The 16,409-nt window shown below is 68.9% G+C and carries 15 protein-coding genes; 8 read left to right on the top strand and 7 right to left on the bottom strand.

Going from position 1 to position 16,409, the window contains the following annotated elements:
• Nucleotides 1–74: 74 nt before the first annotated feature.
• Together SB816_RS10805 and SB816_RS10800 are read left to right on the top strand one after the other, a co-directional pair.
• Nucleotides 75–518 (top strand): DUF695 domain-containing protein, encoded by a 444-nt coding sequence (locus SB816_RS10805; protein ID WP_054514974.1) that lies wholly within the window; start codon nucleotides 75–77, stop codon nucleotides 516–518.
• 57 nt (nucleotides 519–575) lie between these two features.
• The gene (locus SB816_RS10800; protein WP_054447826.1) at nucleotides 576–1,178 is read left to right on the top strand and encodes a hypothetical protein; all 603 of its coding nucleotides are present in this window, start codon (nucleotides 576–578) and stop codon (nucleotides 1,176–1,178) included.
• A gap of 83 nt (nucleotides 1,179–1,261) precedes the next feature.
• Here SB816_RS10800 and fhuE read toward each other — a convergent pair whose 3' ends face one another.
• The 4 genes from fhuE to SB816_RS10780 all read right to left on the bottom strand — a co-directional run bounded on the left by fhuE (nucleotide 1,262) and on the right by SB816_RS10780 (nucleotide 6,291).
• Complete coding sequence (gene fhuE, locus SB816_RS10795; protein WP_410546936.1) at nucleotides 1,262–3,457, bottom strand: ferric-rhodotorulic acid/ferric-coprogen receptor FhuE; 2,196 nt, start codon at nucleotides 3,455–3,457, stop codon at nucleotides 1,262–1,264.
• A 200-nt stretch (nucleotides 3,458–3,657) separates the two neighbouring features.
• A complete protein-coding gene (locus SB816_RS10790) occupies nucleotides 3,658–4,251 on the bottom strand; it encodes a hypothetical protein (protein WP_336235041.1) in 594 nt (197 codons plus the stop codon).
• A gap of 64 nt (nucleotides 4,252–4,315) precedes the next feature.
• Nucleotides 4,316–4,990, bottom strand: coding sequence for a hypothetical protein (locus SB816_RS10785; protein WP_410546935.1), 675 nt, complete (start codon nucleotides 4,988–4,990; stop codon nucleotides 4,316–4,318).
• Nucleotides 4,991–5,145: 155 nt separating this feature from the next.
• A complete protein-coding gene (locus tag SB816_RS10780; protein ID WP_410546934.1) occupies nucleotides 5,146–6,291 on the bottom strand; it encodes an alpha-hydroxy acid oxidase in 1,146 nt (381 codons plus the stop codon).
• Nucleotides 6,292–6,473: 182 nt separating this feature from the next.
• Here SB816_RS10780 and SB816_RS10775 point away from each other — a divergent pair, with 182 nt between their 5' ends.
• From SB816_RS10775 to SB816_RS10750, 6 genes are all read left to right on the top strand, one after another.
• Nucleotides 6,474–7,694, top strand: a complete 1,221-nt coding sequence (locus SB816_RS10775; RefSeq protein WP_054429765.1) for a CaiB/BaiF CoA transferase family protein — start codon at nucleotides 6,474–6,476, stop codon at nucleotides 7,692–7,694.
• Between the two features lie 35 nt (nucleotides 7,695–7,729).
• On the top strand, nucleotides 7,730–8,527 hold the full coding sequence (locus tag SB816_RS10770) for an enoyl-CoA hydratase/isomerase family protein (protein ID WP_020928199.1): 798 nt from the start codon (nucleotides 7,730–7,732) through the stop codon (nucleotides 8,525–8,527).
• A gap of 94 nt (nucleotides 8,528–8,621) precedes the next feature.
• Nucleotides 8,622–9,845 (top strand): CaiB/BaiF CoA transferase family protein, encoded by a 1,224-nt coding sequence (locus tag SB816_RS10765; RefSeq protein ID WP_410546933.1) that lies wholly within the window; start codon nucleotides 8,622–8,624, stop codon nucleotides 9,843–9,845.
• Entirely contained in the window at nucleotides 9,842–12,172 is a 2,331-nt protein-coding gene (locus SB816_RS10760) for an acyl-CoA dehydrogenase (protein WP_410546932.1), read from the top strand. The genes SB816_RS10765 and SB816_RS10760 overlap by 4 nt, the downstream gene beginning before the upstream one ends.
• Before the next feature lie 44 nt (nucleotides 12,173–12,216).
• Nucleotides 12,217–13,188 (top strand): Bug family tripartite tricarboxylate transporter substrate binding protein, encoded by a 972-nt coding sequence (locus SB816_RS10755; protein ID WP_054502253.1) that lies wholly within the window; start codon nucleotides 12,217–12,219, stop codon nucleotides 13,186–13,188.
• A 63-nt stretch (nucleotides 13,189–13,251) separates the two neighbouring features.
• Entirely contained in the window at nucleotides 13,252–14,214 is a 963-nt protein-coding gene (locus SB816_RS10750) for a LysR family transcriptional regulator (RefSeq protein ID WP_049073298.1), read from the top strand.
• Nucleotides 14,215–14,227: 13 nt separating this feature from the next.
• Here the strand turns inward: SB816_RS10750 and SB816_RS10745 are convergent, their stop codons facing one another.
• Genes SB816_RS10745 through SB816_RS10735 form a run of 3 tightly spaced genes read right to left on the bottom strand, consistent with a single transcriptional unit; the run spans nucleotide 14,228 to nucleotide 16,375 of the window.
• Nucleotides 14,228–15,136 carry an amidohydrolase family protein gene (locus tag SB816_RS10745; protein WP_410546931.1) on the bottom strand — a complete coding sequence of 303 codons (909 nt, stop codon included), beginning with the start codon at nucleotides 15,134–15,136 and terminating at the stop codon, nucleotides 14,228–14,230.
• A complete protein-coding gene (locus SB816_RS10740) occupies nucleotides 15,133–15,747 on the bottom strand; it encodes a carboxymuconolactone decarboxylase family protein (RefSeq protein WP_410546930.1) in 615 nt (204 codons plus the stop codon). Before SB816_RS10740 ends, SB816_RS10745 begins: the two co-directional genes overlap by 4 nt.
• Nucleotides 15,748–15,760: 13 nt before the next feature.
• On the bottom strand, nucleotides 15,761–16,375 hold the full coding sequence (locus SB816_RS10735) for a glutathione S-transferase family protein (RefSeq protein WP_410546929.1): 615 nt from the start codon (nucleotides 16,373–16,375) through the stop codon (nucleotides 15,761–15,763).
• Nucleotides 16,376–16,409: the final 34 nt, after the last annotated feature.

Raw genomic sequence — 16,409 nt, 5'->3', positions numbered from 1 at the left:
CGTGCGCGCAACGTTGCCGGGCAATAAGAAGCGCCGGGCCCGCGGGCCCGGCCAGCAACCCGGGATCCCGTTCAATGAGCCGTATTTTTCCAGGCGACCTCTGGTCCGTGGGCGAAGCCCGCATCAACGATCTGTTGGTCGTGGTCCGCTTGCGCACCGGCCTGCCGCCGGTGCCCACACGCCAGGTCAATGAGAACCTGGTCATCATTTCCTGGCCGTACACGGGCATCGAAAACGGCATGCCCAATGAAGAAGACAAGCAAAGCACCAACCGCTTCGAAGAAGCCATCGAACAGGCTTTCGACGACTCCGACATCGGCGTGCAGGTGGCCTGCCTGACCGGCAATCACCAGAAGGAATGGCGTTTCTACACGCACGACGTCGAAGCGTTCCTGGATGCGTTCAATGCCTGCCTGGCGGGGCATCCGGTCTATCCCATCCGACTGGGCACGTACAAGGATCCCGATTGGAATGGCCTGGCGGAACTACAGCCGGAAGGCTCCGACCAGCTTCACTGAAAGGCCAACCGGCCGCGCCATCGATCAGGCCGGTCGCCACTTGCAGAGGATATTATTTTGAAGTTCAAAGCCGCACTCCTGATCTCCGCCATCACCGCCGTGGTTGCCGCCCCCGCGAATGCCGAGCCGCCGCGCTCGGTCGATGCCCGGAGTTTCGACATCGCCGGCGTCAAGACGGGCATGGACTACGACGAAGCGGTCGCCGCCGCGGCGAAGAATTTCGGCGTGGGCAAGCATCAGATCAAGGCGGGTTACCCGACGCTGAACCCCGTCACCAATACCAAGCAGCCGCAGAATTTCAGCTACGAAAAAGATGGCGTTCGGCTGGTGGTGCATTTCGAGCCGCGCGTGCCGGTCGACAAGCAGCGGCCGCTGGCGGTGTCCCAGGTCAGCTACGAAATGCCGTGGACGCCGGCCAACAAGGACGCCATGGCGCAGGCCGTGGTGCAGAAATACGGCAAGCAGTCGAACTTTCCCAACCAGTTGAACCTGGAGTGGTGCCAGAAGCCCAGCACCAATCCCGGCATGGGTTGCTCGACCGACATGACGCAAGCGGTGCTGAAATACAGCGGCGTCAGCGTGCAGTTGTATGACCCGGCCTGGACCAACGCGCGGATCGAGTTCATCAACCAGTCGAACAGCCGCAAGCCGAGCTTCTGACCGGGCCCGGCGCCCGCGATAGGCATGACGGACGCCGTCTCCAGGACGATGAGTCAGCCCGGCCGAACCGGCCGGGCTCGCGCTCAATACTGATACCGCATCGTCAACGTCGCGCTACGCCCCGCCGCCCACGCGCCCTGGCTGTAGAAGCCGATCTGCGAGTAGTACTTGCGGTCCATCAGGTTGTTGATATTCAACTGCGCCGACAGGCTCTTGTCGAACCGGTAGCGCGCCATCAGGTTGACCAGCGCATAGCTGCCCTGCCCCACGCGCTCCTCGCCACTGGGGCCGTTGGCGATCGTGTAGACGTGGCTCTGCCAGTTGACGCCGCCGCCCACCGTCAACCGGTTCCAATCGCCCGGCAATCGGTAGGTGGTGAACAAGCGCACCAGGCTGCGCGGCTGGTCGGTCTGGATGGGGCTGCCGTCGCCGTCGCGCGCGGTCCAGTGCGACCATCCCGCCGCCACGTTCCAACCGGGCGAGACTTCCCCCGACACTTCCAGGTCGAAGCCCCGGCTGCGCGTGCCATTGGCGGCGCGCGAGGCCTGGTTGAGCGTGCCGGGCACCAGATAGCCGACGTCGTCCTGCGCCAGATTGTCCTGGTTGATCTGGAATACCGCCGCCGAGGCATTCAGGCGGCCTTCGAGGAATTCACCCTTGATGCCAGCCTCGTAGGCCTTGCCCTCCAGCGGATCGAGCCAGTTGCCGTTGCGGTCCTGCTTGTCCTGCGGGTTGAAGATCCCGGTATAGCTGACGTACGCCGTGTAGTTCTCGTTGATGTCGTACAGCAGGCCGGCGTACGGCACGAAGGCGTCCTTGTCGAACGCCTGCCGGCTGCTGCCGCCCCACCCTACCGCATCGGTCTTCCACGTGCTGTAGCGGCCGCCGACGATCAGCTTGAGCGGGTCGGCCAGGCTGAAGCGCAGGGCGCCGTACCAACCGGCCTGCTTGGTGGTGTAGCGGCTGGCCAGGGTGGAGGTGTCGCTCCACTGCGGTTCGGGATACGAGCCGTCCCAGTCCAGGAAATTGCCGATGGGCGCCGGCGAGACCGCGCCACGGTTGCGGAAATCGGCGTATTGGCGGGTGAAGCTGGCGCCGACCACCGCTTCGTGCTGGCGGCCGAACAATGAGAATGGGCCGGAAGCCTTGAGGTCCAGGCTGTTCTGCTTGCGGTCGCCGTAGTAGCGCTGGGCCGAGGCGCCCATGCCCAGGCCGGTGACGCGGTCGGGCCAGCCGGTCAGGTAGAGCAGCTTGCCGTCCATTTCGTGCTTGGAGTGCGAACCGACGGCCTGCACGCGCCAGCCGTTGTCGAAGCGGTGCTCCAGGCTGGCAAAGGCGCCTTCGGTGGTGCTGGCCCACTTGGTCCAGTCGGCGCCGGTGTTGAGCGAGCGTTTCCAGTCGGTGCGGCCGCCGTCGGCGTACCACAGCGGGAAACCGCCCCAACTGCTGCGTTGCGGGTCGTTGTCCTGATAGTTGAAGCCGACGCTCAAGGTGGTGCGGGCGGTCAGGTCGGCGTCCACCACGCCATAGAAGACCTTCTTGCGGTTCTGGTAGCCATCCAGGTACGAGTGGTTGTCCTGGTAGGCCGAGACGATGCGGCCGCGCACGCTGCCGCTGGCGTTCAGCGGCGAGGACAGGTCGGCGGTGGCACGGTAGGTGTCCCAGGTGCCGGCGCTGACGCTCAGGTCGGCGGTGAATTCGCGGCTGGTGGCGTGCTTGCGCACCAGGTTGACGGACGCGGACGGGTTGCCGGTGCCGGTCAGCAGGCCCGTTGCGCCACGCACGACTTCGACGCGATCGTAGATGATGGGGTCGATGGATGATTCGCCCGCCGAATAGCCGGTCTCGAAACTGGTGGGCACGCCGTCGTACAGATAATTGCTGATGGCGAAGCCGCGCGAGCTGAAGGTGTAGCGTTCGCTGTCGTAGTTCTGCACCGAGATGCCGGGCGTGTTGCCCAGGATGTCGGTCAGCGAGCGCATGTCCTGGTCTTCGATGCGCTGGCGCGTGACGACGGTGACCGATTGCGGGGTTTCGCGCAGCGTCAGCGGCAGACCGGTGCTGGCCGCCGTGGCGCGTGGGGTGTAGGAGCCCGTGCCCTCGGTGGTGGTGGGATCGCCGTCGGCCTGGACCTGCACGGCGGGCAAGGTGGCGACGCCCGACTCCTGCGCCAGCGCTGTGCCGCTGGCCAGCGCCATCAGCACCAGGCTGGTGGTGCGCCGCAGGGCGAGGCGTGGACAAATGGGGAAAATCAGGCTGGCGGGCCGCGGGTCTTGCATGACGCTTCCTTGCAGGGTTGGTGAATAATTGGCAAGCAAGTGTAATGCGAACTCTTATCATGTGCATTTGTGTTGCGAATATGCACAATAGGGATTGCCCCGATTTGGCCAGGCCTTGCAGGGGCTTTCGACGCGTGGCACGCGCGCGTCCGGGCTATGGTGCCGCTGTCCTGGCCGCGTCGGGCCTGGCTTGGCGGGAACTACTTCCCAACACCTGTCGGAACAAATAATGCGTGTGCGCCATTGGCCAGGTATGCCCCGTTCACGCCGTCGAATCTGCGTGCCGCGTCCGGCCATGCAATGAATTTTCGGTCGACCCTGGTTCCGCGCTGACCGGTGGCCGCGTCGATGGATACCAACTTCTCCGCGCGCGCCTTTGCCTCGCGCAGCACGATCGCCACGAATGCCTCGGTATTCTCGTCACCCGCCGGAATTGATGCCCGCAGCTCGCCGTTGAGAAGGGAATCCGGGAGAAAATCCGCGGTTCTTGACCTCAAAAGGCTGACCAGCCCTGACCCGACCAGCGCGTAGATCCAGCCCTTTCCCGAGGGATGACGTTTCACGTAGCGATTGTGAAAATCCGCTTCGGAGATGATGGAGGAATCCACGATCGTTACATGAACCCCTTCACACGCATCGATTCGAGTCCTGTATCCCGGCCGCTCGACGTCCGGCTGCTCCTGCATGTTGATGAACCGGATCGAGGGGCGGGCTTTCATGAGCGCGCCAGCGAATTCAGCCTCATCCGCTGAAGTCATGAATAAGCACTGTTGAATCATCTTGGAGCCGGCCACGGGTCGCCCTGTTCCGGTTGCGCAATGGATACCCGCGCCAGGACCACCGGCATGAACCCTGCCCTCACCGATCCACCGATTTCATGTCGCAGGTCGTTTCCTGCACGTCGCACAGTCCCCGGAACCACGCCCGCCCCGCCAGTCGTTCGCCCTTGGCGCGCTCGACGATCTCGTCCTGCGGCGAGCGCTTGCGGTCCACCAGGTAATCCAGCAGCACCCAGTCCTCGTGGCAGGCGCGGATGCCCTGGATCTTGCCCATTTCGGTCAGCCAGTCGCTGCCCAGGTCCACCAACCGCTGGCTGGCGGCGTCGGGCCTGGCATAGCCGCGCGCGGACTGGATGCCGACCCGCGCATCGTCGGCGCGGATCCAGCCTTCGCCCTTGTAGAGCTTGCGCGGCGCACGCTCCGGATATTCATCCTCGTTGTAAGCGTCGCTGGCGTTGGCGATCCTGAGCCAGCCGTCCTTCGCTTCCTTCACGTCGAAGGTGACGCTGTAGGAATACTCCGGCTCGCCGGCGGCGGGCCTGGCGGGGATCTGGCCCAGGGCCTTGGCGCTGGCGGACGGCGCGTCGCGCACGGTGATCGACGGCTTGTCGTAGTTGGCCCAGGCGCTGAAGGCGCACGCGGTCGCGCCCGCGGGGGCTTCGGGTTGGACAGGGGCGGCGATGACCGGCGGCGCGGCCAGCAGCGCCAGCGTCAGCGCGGCGATCGAAGCGGTCAGACGGGGACGAATGTGCATGAAGACTCCAAAGCGTCGACGATCCGGGTCCGGGCGGTCCCCGACATTCCGCAAGCCGGATCGCTATCCAACTGACGAGCGGCGGTCCACCGGCGGGGGGGTTCTGTTTATCGGGCAGTTCCGCGACTGTATCAAACCCGCCGCCAGCGGCCGCTTCAGCGGAACCGCAGGTGCCGGCGCTGCAGCTCCGCCACCGTCCGGCAGCCCATCAGCTTCATCGCGCGCTCGATCTCCACGCGCATCTGTTCCAGCGCCCGTTCCACGCCGGGCCGTCCGGCGGCGGCCAGCGGGAACAGGTAGTAGCGGCCCAGCCCCACGGCCTTGGCGCCCAACGCCAGCGCCTTGAGCACGTGCGTGCCACGCTGCACGCCGCCGTCCATCATCACGTCAATGCGGTCGCCGACGGCGTCGACGATCTCGGCGAGCTGGTCGAAGGCGCTGCGCGAGCCGTCGAGCTGGCGGCCGCCGTGGTTGGACAGGACGATGCCGGTGCAGCCGATGTCGACGGCGCGTTGGGCGTCCTCGACCGACATGATGCCCTTCAGGCAGAACTGGCCGCCCCACTCGCGCACCATGGCGGCGACATCGTCCCAGGTCATGGCGGGATCGAGCATCTCGGTGAAATAGCGGCTGATGGACATGGCGCCGCCGCCCATGTCGACGTGGCCGTCGAGCTGCGGCAGGCGGAAGCGTTCGTGGGTGGCGTAGTTGATGGCCCAGGCGGGCTTGATGGCGAACTGGGCGATGCCGGCCAGGTTCAGGCGGAACGGGATGGCAAAGCCGGTGCGCTTGTCGCGCTCGCGGTTGCCGCCGGTGATGCTGTCGACGGTCAGCATCATGACCTGCACGCCGGCGGCCTTGGCGCGCGCCATCATGTCGCGGTTCAGGCCGCGGTCCTTGTGGAAGTAGAACTGGTAGACCTGCGGGCCGCCGCTGATCCGGCGCGCCTCTTCCAGGCTGACGGTGCCCAGCGACGACACCCCGAACATGGTGCCGAACTTGCCGGCGGCGGCGGCCACGGCGCGTTCGCCGTCGTGGTGGAACAGGCGTTGCAGCGCGGTGGGCGAGCAATAGACCGGCATGGCCAGCTTCTGGCCCATGACGGTGACGGACATGTCCACATCCGCCACGCCGCGCAGCACGTCGGGCACCAGGTCGCAGGCCTCGAAGGCCTCGGTGTTGCGGCGGTAGGTGGTCTCATCGTCGGCGGCGCCGTCGATGTAGTTGAAGATCGGGCCGGGCAGCCGCTGGCGCGCCATGCGGCGGAAGTCGTGGAAATTCTGGCACTGGTTCAGGCGCATCGGGGGACCTTTGTCTACGCTGCACGGACTACCGGAATGCCCCTTGCGACCCGGGCATGATGGGCCGAATTGTACCGGGGACGGCGTCCCATCACGCATAACAGCTTTGCCATCCGGGTGGAGCCTGCCGCGGCGCGGAAATCCTAGACTGGCCGCACTTCACAGCAGTCAAGGAGAAGGCGTTGCAGCCGCTGTTATCAAACCTGAAAGTGCTCGACCTGAGCCGCGTGCTGGCCGGCCCCTGGGCCAGCCAGATCCTGGCCGACCTGGGCGCCGATGTCATCAAGGTCGAGCGGCCCGGCCAGGGCGACGACACCCGGTCCTGGGGGCCGCCCTTCCTGAAGGACGAGCAGGGCCAGGACACGGCGGACGGCGCCTATTTCGTGGCCACCAACCGGGGCAAGCGCTCGATCACGCTGGACCTGCAGACGGCCGAGGGCCAGGCGCTGGTCAAGCAGTTGTGCCGCGACGCAGACGTGGTGCTCGAGAACTACAAGGTCGGCACGCTGGCGCGGCTGGGGCTGGACTATGCGTCGCTGTCGGCGATCAATCCGCGCCTGGTGTATTGCTCGGTGACGGGGTTCGGCCAGACCGGGCCGCGCGCGGCCGAGCCGGCCTACGACTTCCTGATCCAGGCCATGGGCGGGCTGATGAGCGTGACCGGCGAGCGCGACGACCGGCCGGGCGGCGGGCCGCAGAAGGTGGGCGTGCCGATCGTCGACCTGACCACCGGCGTGTACGCGGCGCTGGGCATCGTGGCCGCCCTGCTGCGGCGCGCGCAGACCGGCCAAGGCGAGTACATCGACGTGGCCATGCTGGACGTGCAGGTGGGCCTCCTGGCCAACCAGGCCATGAACTTCCTGCTGGGCGGACGGGTGCCGCGCCGCACCGGCACCGCGCACCCGAATATCCAGCCGCAGCGCACCTTTGCCTGCGCCGATGGCGACATCGTCATCGTGGTGGGCAACGACGCGCAGTTCGCCACCCTGTGCGAGGCGCTGGGCCAGCCCGGCCTGGCGCGCGATCCGCGCTATGTCAGCAACAGCCAGCGCGTGAAGAACCTGGACACGCTCGATCCGCTGCTGGACGCCATTTTCATCCGCGAGCCGCGCGCCCACTGGCTGGACCTGCTCAAGCGGGCCGGGGTGCCGGCCGGCTCGATCAACACGGTGCCCGAGGTGTTCGAGGACCCGCAGGTGCTGCACCGCGGCATGCTGCGGCGCCTGCCCCATCCCGCCGCCGGCGAGGTGCCGCAGGTGATGAACCCGCTGCGCTTTGGCCAATCGGCGCTGCGGGTGGACCGCGCGCCAGCGCTGCTGGGCCAGCACACCGACGAGGTGCTGGCCGAACTGGGACTGAGCGCGGCGCAGATCCAGGACTACCGCGACCGCAAGATCATCTGACCGGCCCCACAGACCGGACCACAAGGAGACACACCATGACCATGCCGGAAAACCTGGCCGGGCCCTACACCGCGCTGGACGTCAGCCTCGACGGCGGCGTCGCCACCATCCTGCTGGCCAATCCCCCCGTCAACGCGCTCAGCACCGAGATGATGAACGAGCTGTCGTGGGTGCTGGACCGCATTTCCGAGACGCCCGAGGTGCGGGCGGTGGTGCTGTCGGGCCAGGGCAAGACCTTCTGCGCCGGCGCCGACCTGAAGAACCGCGCCGCCACCATCAAGGGGCCGGGGGACCTGCCGCAGCACTCGCGCCGCACGCGCGAGTGCTTCCATGCGATCCGCGAATGCGCCAAGCCGGTGGTGGGCGCCATCAACGGCGCGGCGCTGGGCGCGGGGCTGGCGATCGTGGCCTCGTGCGACATCCTGCTGGCGGCGTCCGACGCGGTGGTGGGCCTGCCCGAGATCAACGTTGGGCTGCTGGGCGGCGGCCGCCATGGCATGCGGCTGTTCGGCCATTCGCGGCTGCGGCGCATGATGCTGACCGGGCTGCGGGTGGACGGCAACGAGCTGTACCGGCTCGGCGTGGTCGAGGAAGCGCTGCCGGCGGACGCGCTGATGCCGCGCGCGCTGGAACTGGCGCGCGAGCTGGCGTCCAAGAGCCCGCTGGCGACCATGCTGGCCAAACAGACGCTCAACGCCATCGAGGACATGAGCCTGCGCGACGGCTATCGCTACGAGCAGGACATGACGGCGGCCATCGCCAAGACCGAGGACGCCATGGAGGCGCGCCGCGCCTTCCTGGAAAAGCGCGCGCCGGTGTTCCAGGGCCGTTAGCGGCACGGGCCCCGCGCATAACAGCTATTGCGGCGGCGCCGTAGGTGCAAGGCCCGGCGCTGCCTACACTTCGCAAAAAAGACAAGGAGACGACATGACGAGCGCGTTGGACGGCGTGAAGGTGCTGGACCTGAGCCGGGTGTTTTCGGGGCCGTGGGCGGCGCAGATGCTGGCCGACTTCGGCGCCGACGTGATCAAGGTCGAGCGCCCCGGGCGCGGCGACGACGTGCGCCACCAGGGCTATCCGCTGCCTGGCCGCGACGGCGCGCCGAGCCCGCAGACCTCGTCGTTCGTGGCCATGAACCGGGGCAAGAAGTCGCTGACCATCGACATCTCCCGGCCCGAGGGCCAGACGCTGGTGCGGCGGCTGGCGCAGCAGGCCGACATCCTCATCGAGAACTTCAAGGCCGGCGACCTGCGCCGCTACGGGCTGGACTACGCCGCGCTGGCGGCGCTCAATCCGCGCCTGGTGTATTGCTCGATCACCGGCTTCGGCCAGAGCGGGCCCTACAGCCACCTGCCCGGCTATGACCCGATCTTCCAGTCCATGAGCGGACTGATGAGCGTGACCGGCGTGCCCGACGGCGAGCCGGGCGCGGGGCCGGTCAAGGCGGGCTACTCGGTGTCGGACCTGACGGCGGGCTTCTATGCGGTATGCGCCATCCTGGCGGCGCTGCGGCACCGCGACCTGGTGTCGGGCGCGGGCCAGCACATCGACCTGGCGCTGCTGGACGCGCAGATCGCGGCGCTGTCGCACATCGGCATGAACTACCTGGCCAGCGGGCAGTTGCCGGCGCGCATGGGTTCGGCCTCGCAGATCACCGCTCCGTTCCGCGCCTTCGAATGCAGTGACGGCCACCTGATGGTGGCGGTGGGCAACGACTCGCAGTTCCGCGCGTTCTGCGAGGTGATCGGGCTGCCCGAGCTGGGGCGCGATGCGCGCTTCGATACCAACCCCAAGCGTGCCGCCGCGCAGCCCGAACTGTCGCGGCTGATCGAGCCGGCGATGCGCGCCCGCGGCGTGCGGGACTGGAATCAGGCGCTGGCGGCGGCCAACGTGCCTTGCGGGCCGATCTACACCATGGACCAGGTGTTCGAGGATCCGCAGGTGCGCCACCGTGGCGTGCTGGGCAGCGTCGAGCATCCTCGATTGGGCGCCCTGCCGGTCATCCGCAACCCGATCCATTTTTCCGGCACGCCGATCGCGGGCGGCCTGCCGCCGCCGCTGCTGGGCGAGCACACGGCCGAGATCCTGCGCGCCGAACTGGGGCTGTCCGACGACGAGATCGCCCGGCTGCAGGCGGAGGGCATCGTATGAGCGGCGTCGACCATGACCTGATCGAAGAGATCCGCGACAGCGCGCGCGACTTCCTGCAGCGGCGCGACCAGCGCCAGCGCAAGCGCGCCGAGACGCCGCCGGACCGCGACTATTGGCGCGAGATCGCCGGGGTCGGCTGGCTCGGCATGAGCGTGCCCGAGACGCTGGGCGGCCTGGGCCTGGGCTGGCGGGCGATGGCGGCGGTGCTGGAGGAAGCGGGCCGCGCACAGTTGCCCGAGCCGCTGGTCGGCGCCGGCGTGCTGCCGGCGGCGCTGCTGGCGCGGATCGCGCCCGTCGATGCGGCGCGGCGCGACGCGCTGCTGCAGGCCGTGTGCGGCGGCGAAACGCTGCTCGGGCTGGCCTGGCAGGAAACCGAGGGCCAGTTGGAGGCCGGCGAGGCCGCCACGGCCTTCGGCGTCAGCGTGATCGAACGCGAGGGCGCGTACGTGCTCAATGGCGAGAAGCGCCACGTGGTGCCGGGGGCCGGCGTCGATGGCTGGCTGGTCACGGCCGATGGCGAGCGCGGCACCGCCCTCTTCTTCGTCGCGGCCGGCACGCCGGGCGTGACCGCGCAGGTCCACCCGCGCGCCGACGGCGCCGCCGCCTGCCACCTGGCGATCGAGTCGGCCGTGGTGCCGGCGGACGCGCTGCTGGCGCGCGACGGCGTGCTGGACGCGGTCGACGAGGCGCTGGACCTGGGCCGCCTGATGCAGTCGGCGGAACTGGTGGGCGTGGCGCGGCAGGTGTTGGCCGATTCGGTGGCCTATCTGAACACGCGCCAGCAGTTCGGCCGGCCGCTGGCGTCGTTCCAGGCCTTGCAGCACCGGCTGGTGGACGCGGCCATGCAGGTCGAGCTGGCAGCCAACAGCCTGCTGGATGCGCTCGACACACTGGCCGCGCAACCGGACGACGCCACCCTGCGCAAGACGCTGGCCAGCCGCGCCAAGGCCCGCGCCGCGCGCGCCGGCCTGGAGGCGGCGCGGCTGGCGATCCAACTGCACGGCGCCATCGGCTACACCGAGGAATGCGACGTCAGCCTGTACTTCCGCAGCGCGCTGCACCTGGCGGCCTGGCTGGGCAATGCCGCCGCCCATCGCCAGCGCTACGGCGCGCTGGCGGCGCTGCCCGCGCCCAGCGCCGATGACGACGACGCCACGCCCATCACGGACTTCCCGCGCGAGGCCGACTGGAACGGCATGCCGGAAGCCGACTTCCGCCGGCTGGTGCGCGGCTTCTTCCGCGCCCACTACCCCGAGCACCTGCGCCACGTGCCGTGGCGGCTGCATTGGGACGAAATCAAGGACTGGTATTTCACGCTGTCGCGCCAGGGCTGGATCGCGCCGTCGTGGCCGCGCGAGCACGGCGGCATGGCGCTGTCGCCGGCGCGCCAGATCGCCTTCATCGAGGAAGCCGAACGCCACGGCGTGGCGCGCGCGCCGGACCAGGGGCTGGTGATGCTGGGGCCGATCCTGGTCCGCCACGGCACCGAGGAACAGCGCGCGCGCTTCCTGCCGGGCATCCTGTCGGGCGAGGCGGTGTGGGCGCAGGGTTATTCGGAGCCGAACGCCGGCTCGGACCTGGCTTCACTGCGCTGCGAGGCGCTGGTGGACGGCGACGACCTGATCGTGAGCGGCCAGAAGACCTGGTCGACGCTGGCGCAGGACGCGACCCACATGTTCATGCTGGTGCGCACCGACAAGACGGTCAAGAAGCAGGCCGGCATCAGCTTCCTGCTGGTGGACCTGGCCAGCCCGGGCGTGAGCCGCCGTCCCATCCGCACGCTGTCGGGGCACGAGGAATTCTGCGAGGTGTTCTTCGACCAGGTGCGCGTGCCGCGCGCCAACGTCGTTGGAGAGCTGAACGCCGGCTGGGGCATCGCCAAGGCGCTGCTGGGCTTCGAGCGGCTGTTCAGCGGCAGCCCCAAGCACGCCAACCATGCCCTGCAGCAGATCTTCAGCATCGCGCGCCAGCGCGGCCTGCTGGCCGACCCGGCGTTCGCCGACCGGCTGGCCGAGCTGCGGCTGGACGCGGCCGACCTGACCGCCATGTACAGCGTCTTCGCGGAACTGGCGAAGGCCGGCCGGCCGCTGCCGCCCGAGCTGTCGCTGCTGAAGGTCTGGGCCACCGAGACGCACGAGCGGCTGGGCGCCCTGCTGATCCAGATCGCCGAGGAATACGGCGGCGCGGCGATGCGGCTGGGCTATGGCAACGGCCAGGTGCACGCGCTGGCGCCGTACGTCAACGCGCTGGCGGCAACCATTTTCAGCGGCACCAACGAGATCCAGCGCAATATCTACGCCAAGCAGTTGGGACTGGAAGGCGCATGACAACGACGCGCCGGCCCCGAGCCGGCGCCACAGGAGAGAGACAGATGAAAAACGCTACCGCACTGACGGCAGCCGCCCTGCTGCTGGGCGCCGCCTTTGCCGCCCCGGGCCAGGCCGCCGCGCCCTGGCCGAGCCAGCCGATCCGGCTGATCGTGCCCTACCCGCCCGGCGGCTCGGTCGACAACCTGGCGCGGCTGCTGGCGCCGGCGCTGGGCCAGCGGCTGGGCCAGACCATCGTGATCGAGAACAAGGCCGGCGCCAGCGGCACCATCGGCGTGGACGCCACGGTGCGCGCCACGCCCGACGGCAACACCTTCGGCTTCGGCGTGCCGGGCGCCATCACCGGCCTGCCGCACGTCATGAAGGTGCCGTATGACGTGTCCAGGATCCAGTACGTGTCGCTGGTGGCGCGCATCCCGCTGGTCATCGTGGTCAACCCGTCCCTGCCCGACGCCACGCTGGCCGACTTCGTCGCCAGCGCCAAGCGCCAGCCCGGCAAGTACAACTATGGCTCGGCCGGCAACGTCACCACGCCGCACCTGGGCGGCGAGCTGCTCAAGCAGCAGACCGGCATCGACATCATGCACGTGCCGTACAAGGGCGCCTCGCCCGCGGTGACGGCGCTGCTGTCCAACGAGGTGCAGATGTTCCCGGGCGACGCCTCGGCGGTGCTGGGCTTCATCAAGGCCGGCAAGCTGCGCACGCTGGCGGTGGCCAGCCCGACGCGCTTCGAGGGCCTGCCGGACGTGCCGACCACCAAGGAGGCGGGTTTTCCCGGTGTGATCGTCGAATCGAACTACGGCATCATCGCGCCGACCGGGACGCCGCCGGAGATCGTGCAGAAGATGTCGCAAGCCATCGCCGAGACGCTGGCCGAACCGGCCCTGCGACAGAAGATGATCGACCAGGGCGCCATTCCCACGGCCACCACGCCCGAGGCCTACCAGGCGCTGATGCAGGCCGAATCGAAGAAATGGGGCGAGGTGATCCGGCGCGGCAAGCTGGGGCTGGAATAGTCCCATGCCGGCCCGCTTTTGCCGTACCCTTATGCCGTCTCTTTCGTTGCCGCCTTATCGATCATGCCGCCTGCCAAAGCCACGGGCCTGAGCCTGGACGTCACCGCCGACCTGCACAAGTGGCGGGCCTTCCTGGCGATCGCGGAACTGGGCAGCATCTCGCGCGCCGCCCTGTATCTGGACCAGGACCAGTCGGTGCTGAGCCGCCGCATCAACGCGCTTGAACGCGAGTGCAACGCGCGGCTGTTCAACCGCACCGGCCGCGGCGTGCACCTGTCGGAAGTGGGCGAACGCCTGTTTCCGCTGGTGCGCACGCTGCTGGGCGACGCCGAGCGGCTGGAACTGGAGCTGAACGGCGAGGCGCGCGAGCCGGCCGGCGAGGTCACGCTGGGGCTGCTGCCGTCCACCGCGCATCCGCTGATCCGGCGGCTGTTCTCGCGGCTGCGCAAGCAGTTTCCCAAGGTGCACCTGAAGATCCTGGAAGGCTCCAGCGGCCAGATCGAGGAATGGCTGACCGACAGCCGCGTCGACATCGCCATCCTGTACCGCTATGGCGACAAGTGCCCGCCGGGCGAACAGGCGCTGGCCTCGGTCGATTCGTACCTGGTGGGCGCGGCCGGCGACCCGCTGACGCGCGGCGGCGAAGTCGCCTTCGAACAACTGGATGGCCTGCCCTTCATCCTGCCCGGCGCGCCCAACGGCCTGCGCAATGCGCTGGACGGGCTGGCGCGGGCGCGCAAGATCAGCATCGCGCCGCTGATCGAGGCCGATTCGCTGCCGCTGATGAAGTCCATCGTCGAACACGAGCACATGTACACGGTGCTGCCGCTGCACGCGGTCTGGCAGGAGGTGCAGGAAGGCCGCCTGGGCATCGCGGCGCTGCGCGATCCGGCCATGGGCCGCATCATCTCGATGGCGTTCGCCCGCGCCAAGGGGCCGGGCCGCACCGTCACCGAGGTGGCCGCGCAGATCCAGAGCCTGGTGCGCGAGATCGGCGGCGAAGGCGTGTGGCACGCCAGCCCCTGACGGGGCCGGCGCTTCAATCGAAGCCGTAGAGCCGCGCCGGGTTGTCGACCCAGACCTTGCGGCGCAGGGCGTCATTGCCCAGCCAGCGCTGCGCCACCGCCACCAGGGCGTCGGCGGACGGCGCCGACTCGCCCATGCGCACGAACGGCCAGTCCGAGCCCCACAGCACCTGGTCGGGGTTGGCGGCGACGAAGGCGTCGTGGAGGAAGCGCGCATTCTCGTAGTCCGGCGCGCTGCCGACGCGGCACAGCGTCAGCTTCATCCACAGGCGGCCGTCGGCCAGCAGGCCGCGCAGCAACTGGAACGCCGGGTCCTGGTCGCCACGCGCCGGGACCAGGCTGCCCAGGTGGTCGATCACCAGCGGCAGGTCCAGCTTCGCCAGCGCCGGCAGATGGCGCAGATAGGTATCGCACGGCGCCCACAACTGTGCATGCAGGCCGTGGTGTTTCATGCGCGGGGCCAGCGCGGCGACCTGGTCGAACCCCACGCTGCCAGGAAACAGATTGCCGGCGGGATCGCGCGCCTCGACGAAGCGCAGTCCGCGCACGCCGCCGTCATACAGAGCCCGCAGTTGCGCGTCGCTGACCGAGGGGTCGGCCACCGCGATGCCGCGCAGGCGGTCGCCGCCCTGCGCCAGCGCGTCCAGCAAGGCATCGGGATGCGTGCCGTAGGGCGCGGGCTGCACCAGCACGCCGCGCGCGGCGCCCAGGGTGTCCAGCATGCGCAGGTAGCGCTGCGCCGACGCGTCGGGCGCGGCGTAAGAGGACGGATGCCACAGCGGGAAGCGCTCGTAGGGGCCGAACACGTGGCAATGCGTGTCGCAGGCAAGAGGCGGCAACGGTTCGGTGGGCGCTTGTGGCATGCGCGGCGTCTCGACGCTGTCGGGCACGTAGGGTTGCGTGGAGTCGGCGGACGCGGTCATGCCTTGCCCTCCCCGACCAGCGGCGCCAGCCGGCTCAGCGCCGGCCAGCCGTCCTGTTGTGGCACGTCCAGCGGCGCGGGCGCGTCGTCCGGCATCGGGATCTCGTGCGCGTTCAGCGTCATCGACACCATGGTGTAGTAGCCGATGACGGCGGTCAGTTCGACCACGCCGACGGCGGCCCAGCGCTGCACCGCCTCGGCGTACAGGGCGGGCTCGACCTGGCCGGTCTCCTGCAGTTGGCGGGCGTAGGCGTAGACGATCTCGTCGTCGCGGTTGTCGAATACGGGTTCGCGCCGCGCCTGGATGGCGTCCAGCACCGCGTCGGCAATGCCGGCGGCGCGGGCGGCCTGGGCGTGGATGTGCCATTCGATCTGGCTGTTCCAGCGGCGCGCGGTGACCACGATGGCCAGTTCGCTGACGCGCGGCGGCAGGCTGGTGCCAAAGCGCAGCAAGGCACCCAGCGCCTGCCAGCGCTCGGCCAGTTCGGGGTTGTGCAGCGCGGCGCGCAAGGGGCCGACCAGCCGGCCGCGCGGGCCGGAGACGATGCGTTCGTAGACGCGCTTCTGGTCGTCGCTCATGCTGTCGGGCGTGGGCAGGGGGATGCGGCTCATCATCGTCCTTCGCTCAAGGCGTTTCGTCGGGTTGGCTGCGCGCAACCGAGGGCCGCGCGCTGAAGTCCTGGTGCCAGGCGGCCAGCGCCGGATGGCCGTCGCGCCAGGCCAGGTCCGGGAAACGATAGTCCAGATACGACAATGCGCAACCGATGGCGATCAGGCCCAGGTCGAAGCGGCTGGCGCGCAGGCCTGGCGCCTCGGCCTCCAGCACGGCCAGCACCGCGCGGGTCTTCGGCGCGAAGGCGTCGAGCCAGGCCTGGGTCTGCTTCTCGACCGGCTTGTTGCGTTCCTGCCGGTACAACAGCAGCGCGTCCAGGAAACCGTCGCCCAGCGCCTGGCGCCGCTCGGCCAGCAGGCGCGCGGCCGGGTCCGCCGGCAGCAGGCCGGCGCCGGCCAGGCCGTCCAGGTAGGCGCAGATGACGCGCGAGTCGTAGACCGGCGTGCCGTCGTCCAGCACCAGCGTCGGCAGCTTGATCAGCGGGTTGTCGGCCACCAGGTCGAGGTTGGGCTTGTCCATGGCGACCGGCGTGCGCACCAGCGTCACGCGGTCGGCGATGCCGGCTTCGTACAGGACGATCATCACCTTGCGCACGAAGGGCGAGCGCGGCGACCAATGCAGTTTCATCAAGAGGCTCCCAGGAAATTTGAAATCGTGACGC

It is taken from the genome of Achromobacter sp. SIMBA_011 (genome assembly GCF_046535435.1).
GTDB lineage: Bacteria > Pseudomonadota > Gammaproteobacteria > Burkholderiales > Burkholderiaceae_B > Achromobacter > Achromobacter dolens.
The sequence above is the reverse complement of the archived record's forward strand: the minus strand, read 5'-3'. Positions and strand labels throughout refer to the sequence as shown.

What these genes read in the sequence shown, in the direction of transcription:
- SB816_RS10780 (WP_410546934.1), bottom strand. Translation starts at nt 6,291, where the DNA reads ATGCGCCTGAACCAGTGCCAGAATTTCCACGACTTCCGCCGCATGGCG.
- SB816_RS10805 (WP_054514974.1), top strand. Translation starts at nt 75, where the DNA reads ATGAGCCGTATTTTTCCAGGCGACCTCTGGTCCGTGGGCGAAGCCCGC.
- SB816_RS10745 (WP_410546931.1), bottom strand. Translation starts at nt 15,136, where the DNA reads ATGACCGCGTCCGCCGACTCCACGCAACCCTACGTGCCCGACAGCGTC.
- SB816_RS10755 (WP_054502253.1), top strand. Translation starts at nt 12,217, where the DNA reads ATGAAAAACGCTACCGCACTGACGGCAGCCGCCCTGCTGCTGGGCGCC.
- SB816_RS10770 (WP_020928199.1), top strand. Translation starts at nt 7,730, where the DNA reads ATGACCATGCCGGAAAACCTGGCCGGGCCCTACACCGCGCTGGACGTC.
- SB816_RS10750 (WP_049073298.1), top strand. Translation starts at nt 13,252, where the DNA reads ATGCCGCCTGCCAAAGCCACGGGCCTGAGCCTGGACGTCACCGCCGAC.
- SB816_RS10765 (WP_410546933.1), top strand. Translation starts at nt 8,622, where the DNA reads ATGACGAGCGCGTTGGACGGCGTGAAGGTGCTGGACCTGAGCCGGGTG.
- SB816_RS10760 (WP_410546932.1), top strand. Translation starts at nt 9,842, where the DNA reads ATGAGCGGCGTCGACCATGACCTGATCGAAGAGATCCGCGACAGCGCG.
- SB816_RS10785 (WP_410546935.1), bottom strand. Translation starts at nt 4,990, where the DNA reads ATGCACATTCGTCCCCGTCTGACCGCTTCGATCGCCGCGCTGACGCTG.
- fhuE (WP_410546936.1), bottom strand. Translation starts at nt 3,457, where the DNA reads ATGCAAGACCCGCGGCCCGCCAGCCTGATTTTCCCCATTTGTCCACGC.
- SB816_RS10740 (WP_410546930.1), bottom strand. Translation starts at nt 15,747, where the DNA reads ATGAGCCGCATCCCCCTGCCCACGCCCGACAGCATGAGCGACGACCAG.
- SB816_RS10735 (WP_410546929.1), bottom strand. Translation starts at nt 16,375, where the DNA reads ATGAAACTGCATTGGTCGCCGCGCTCGCCCTTCGTGCGCAAGGTGATG.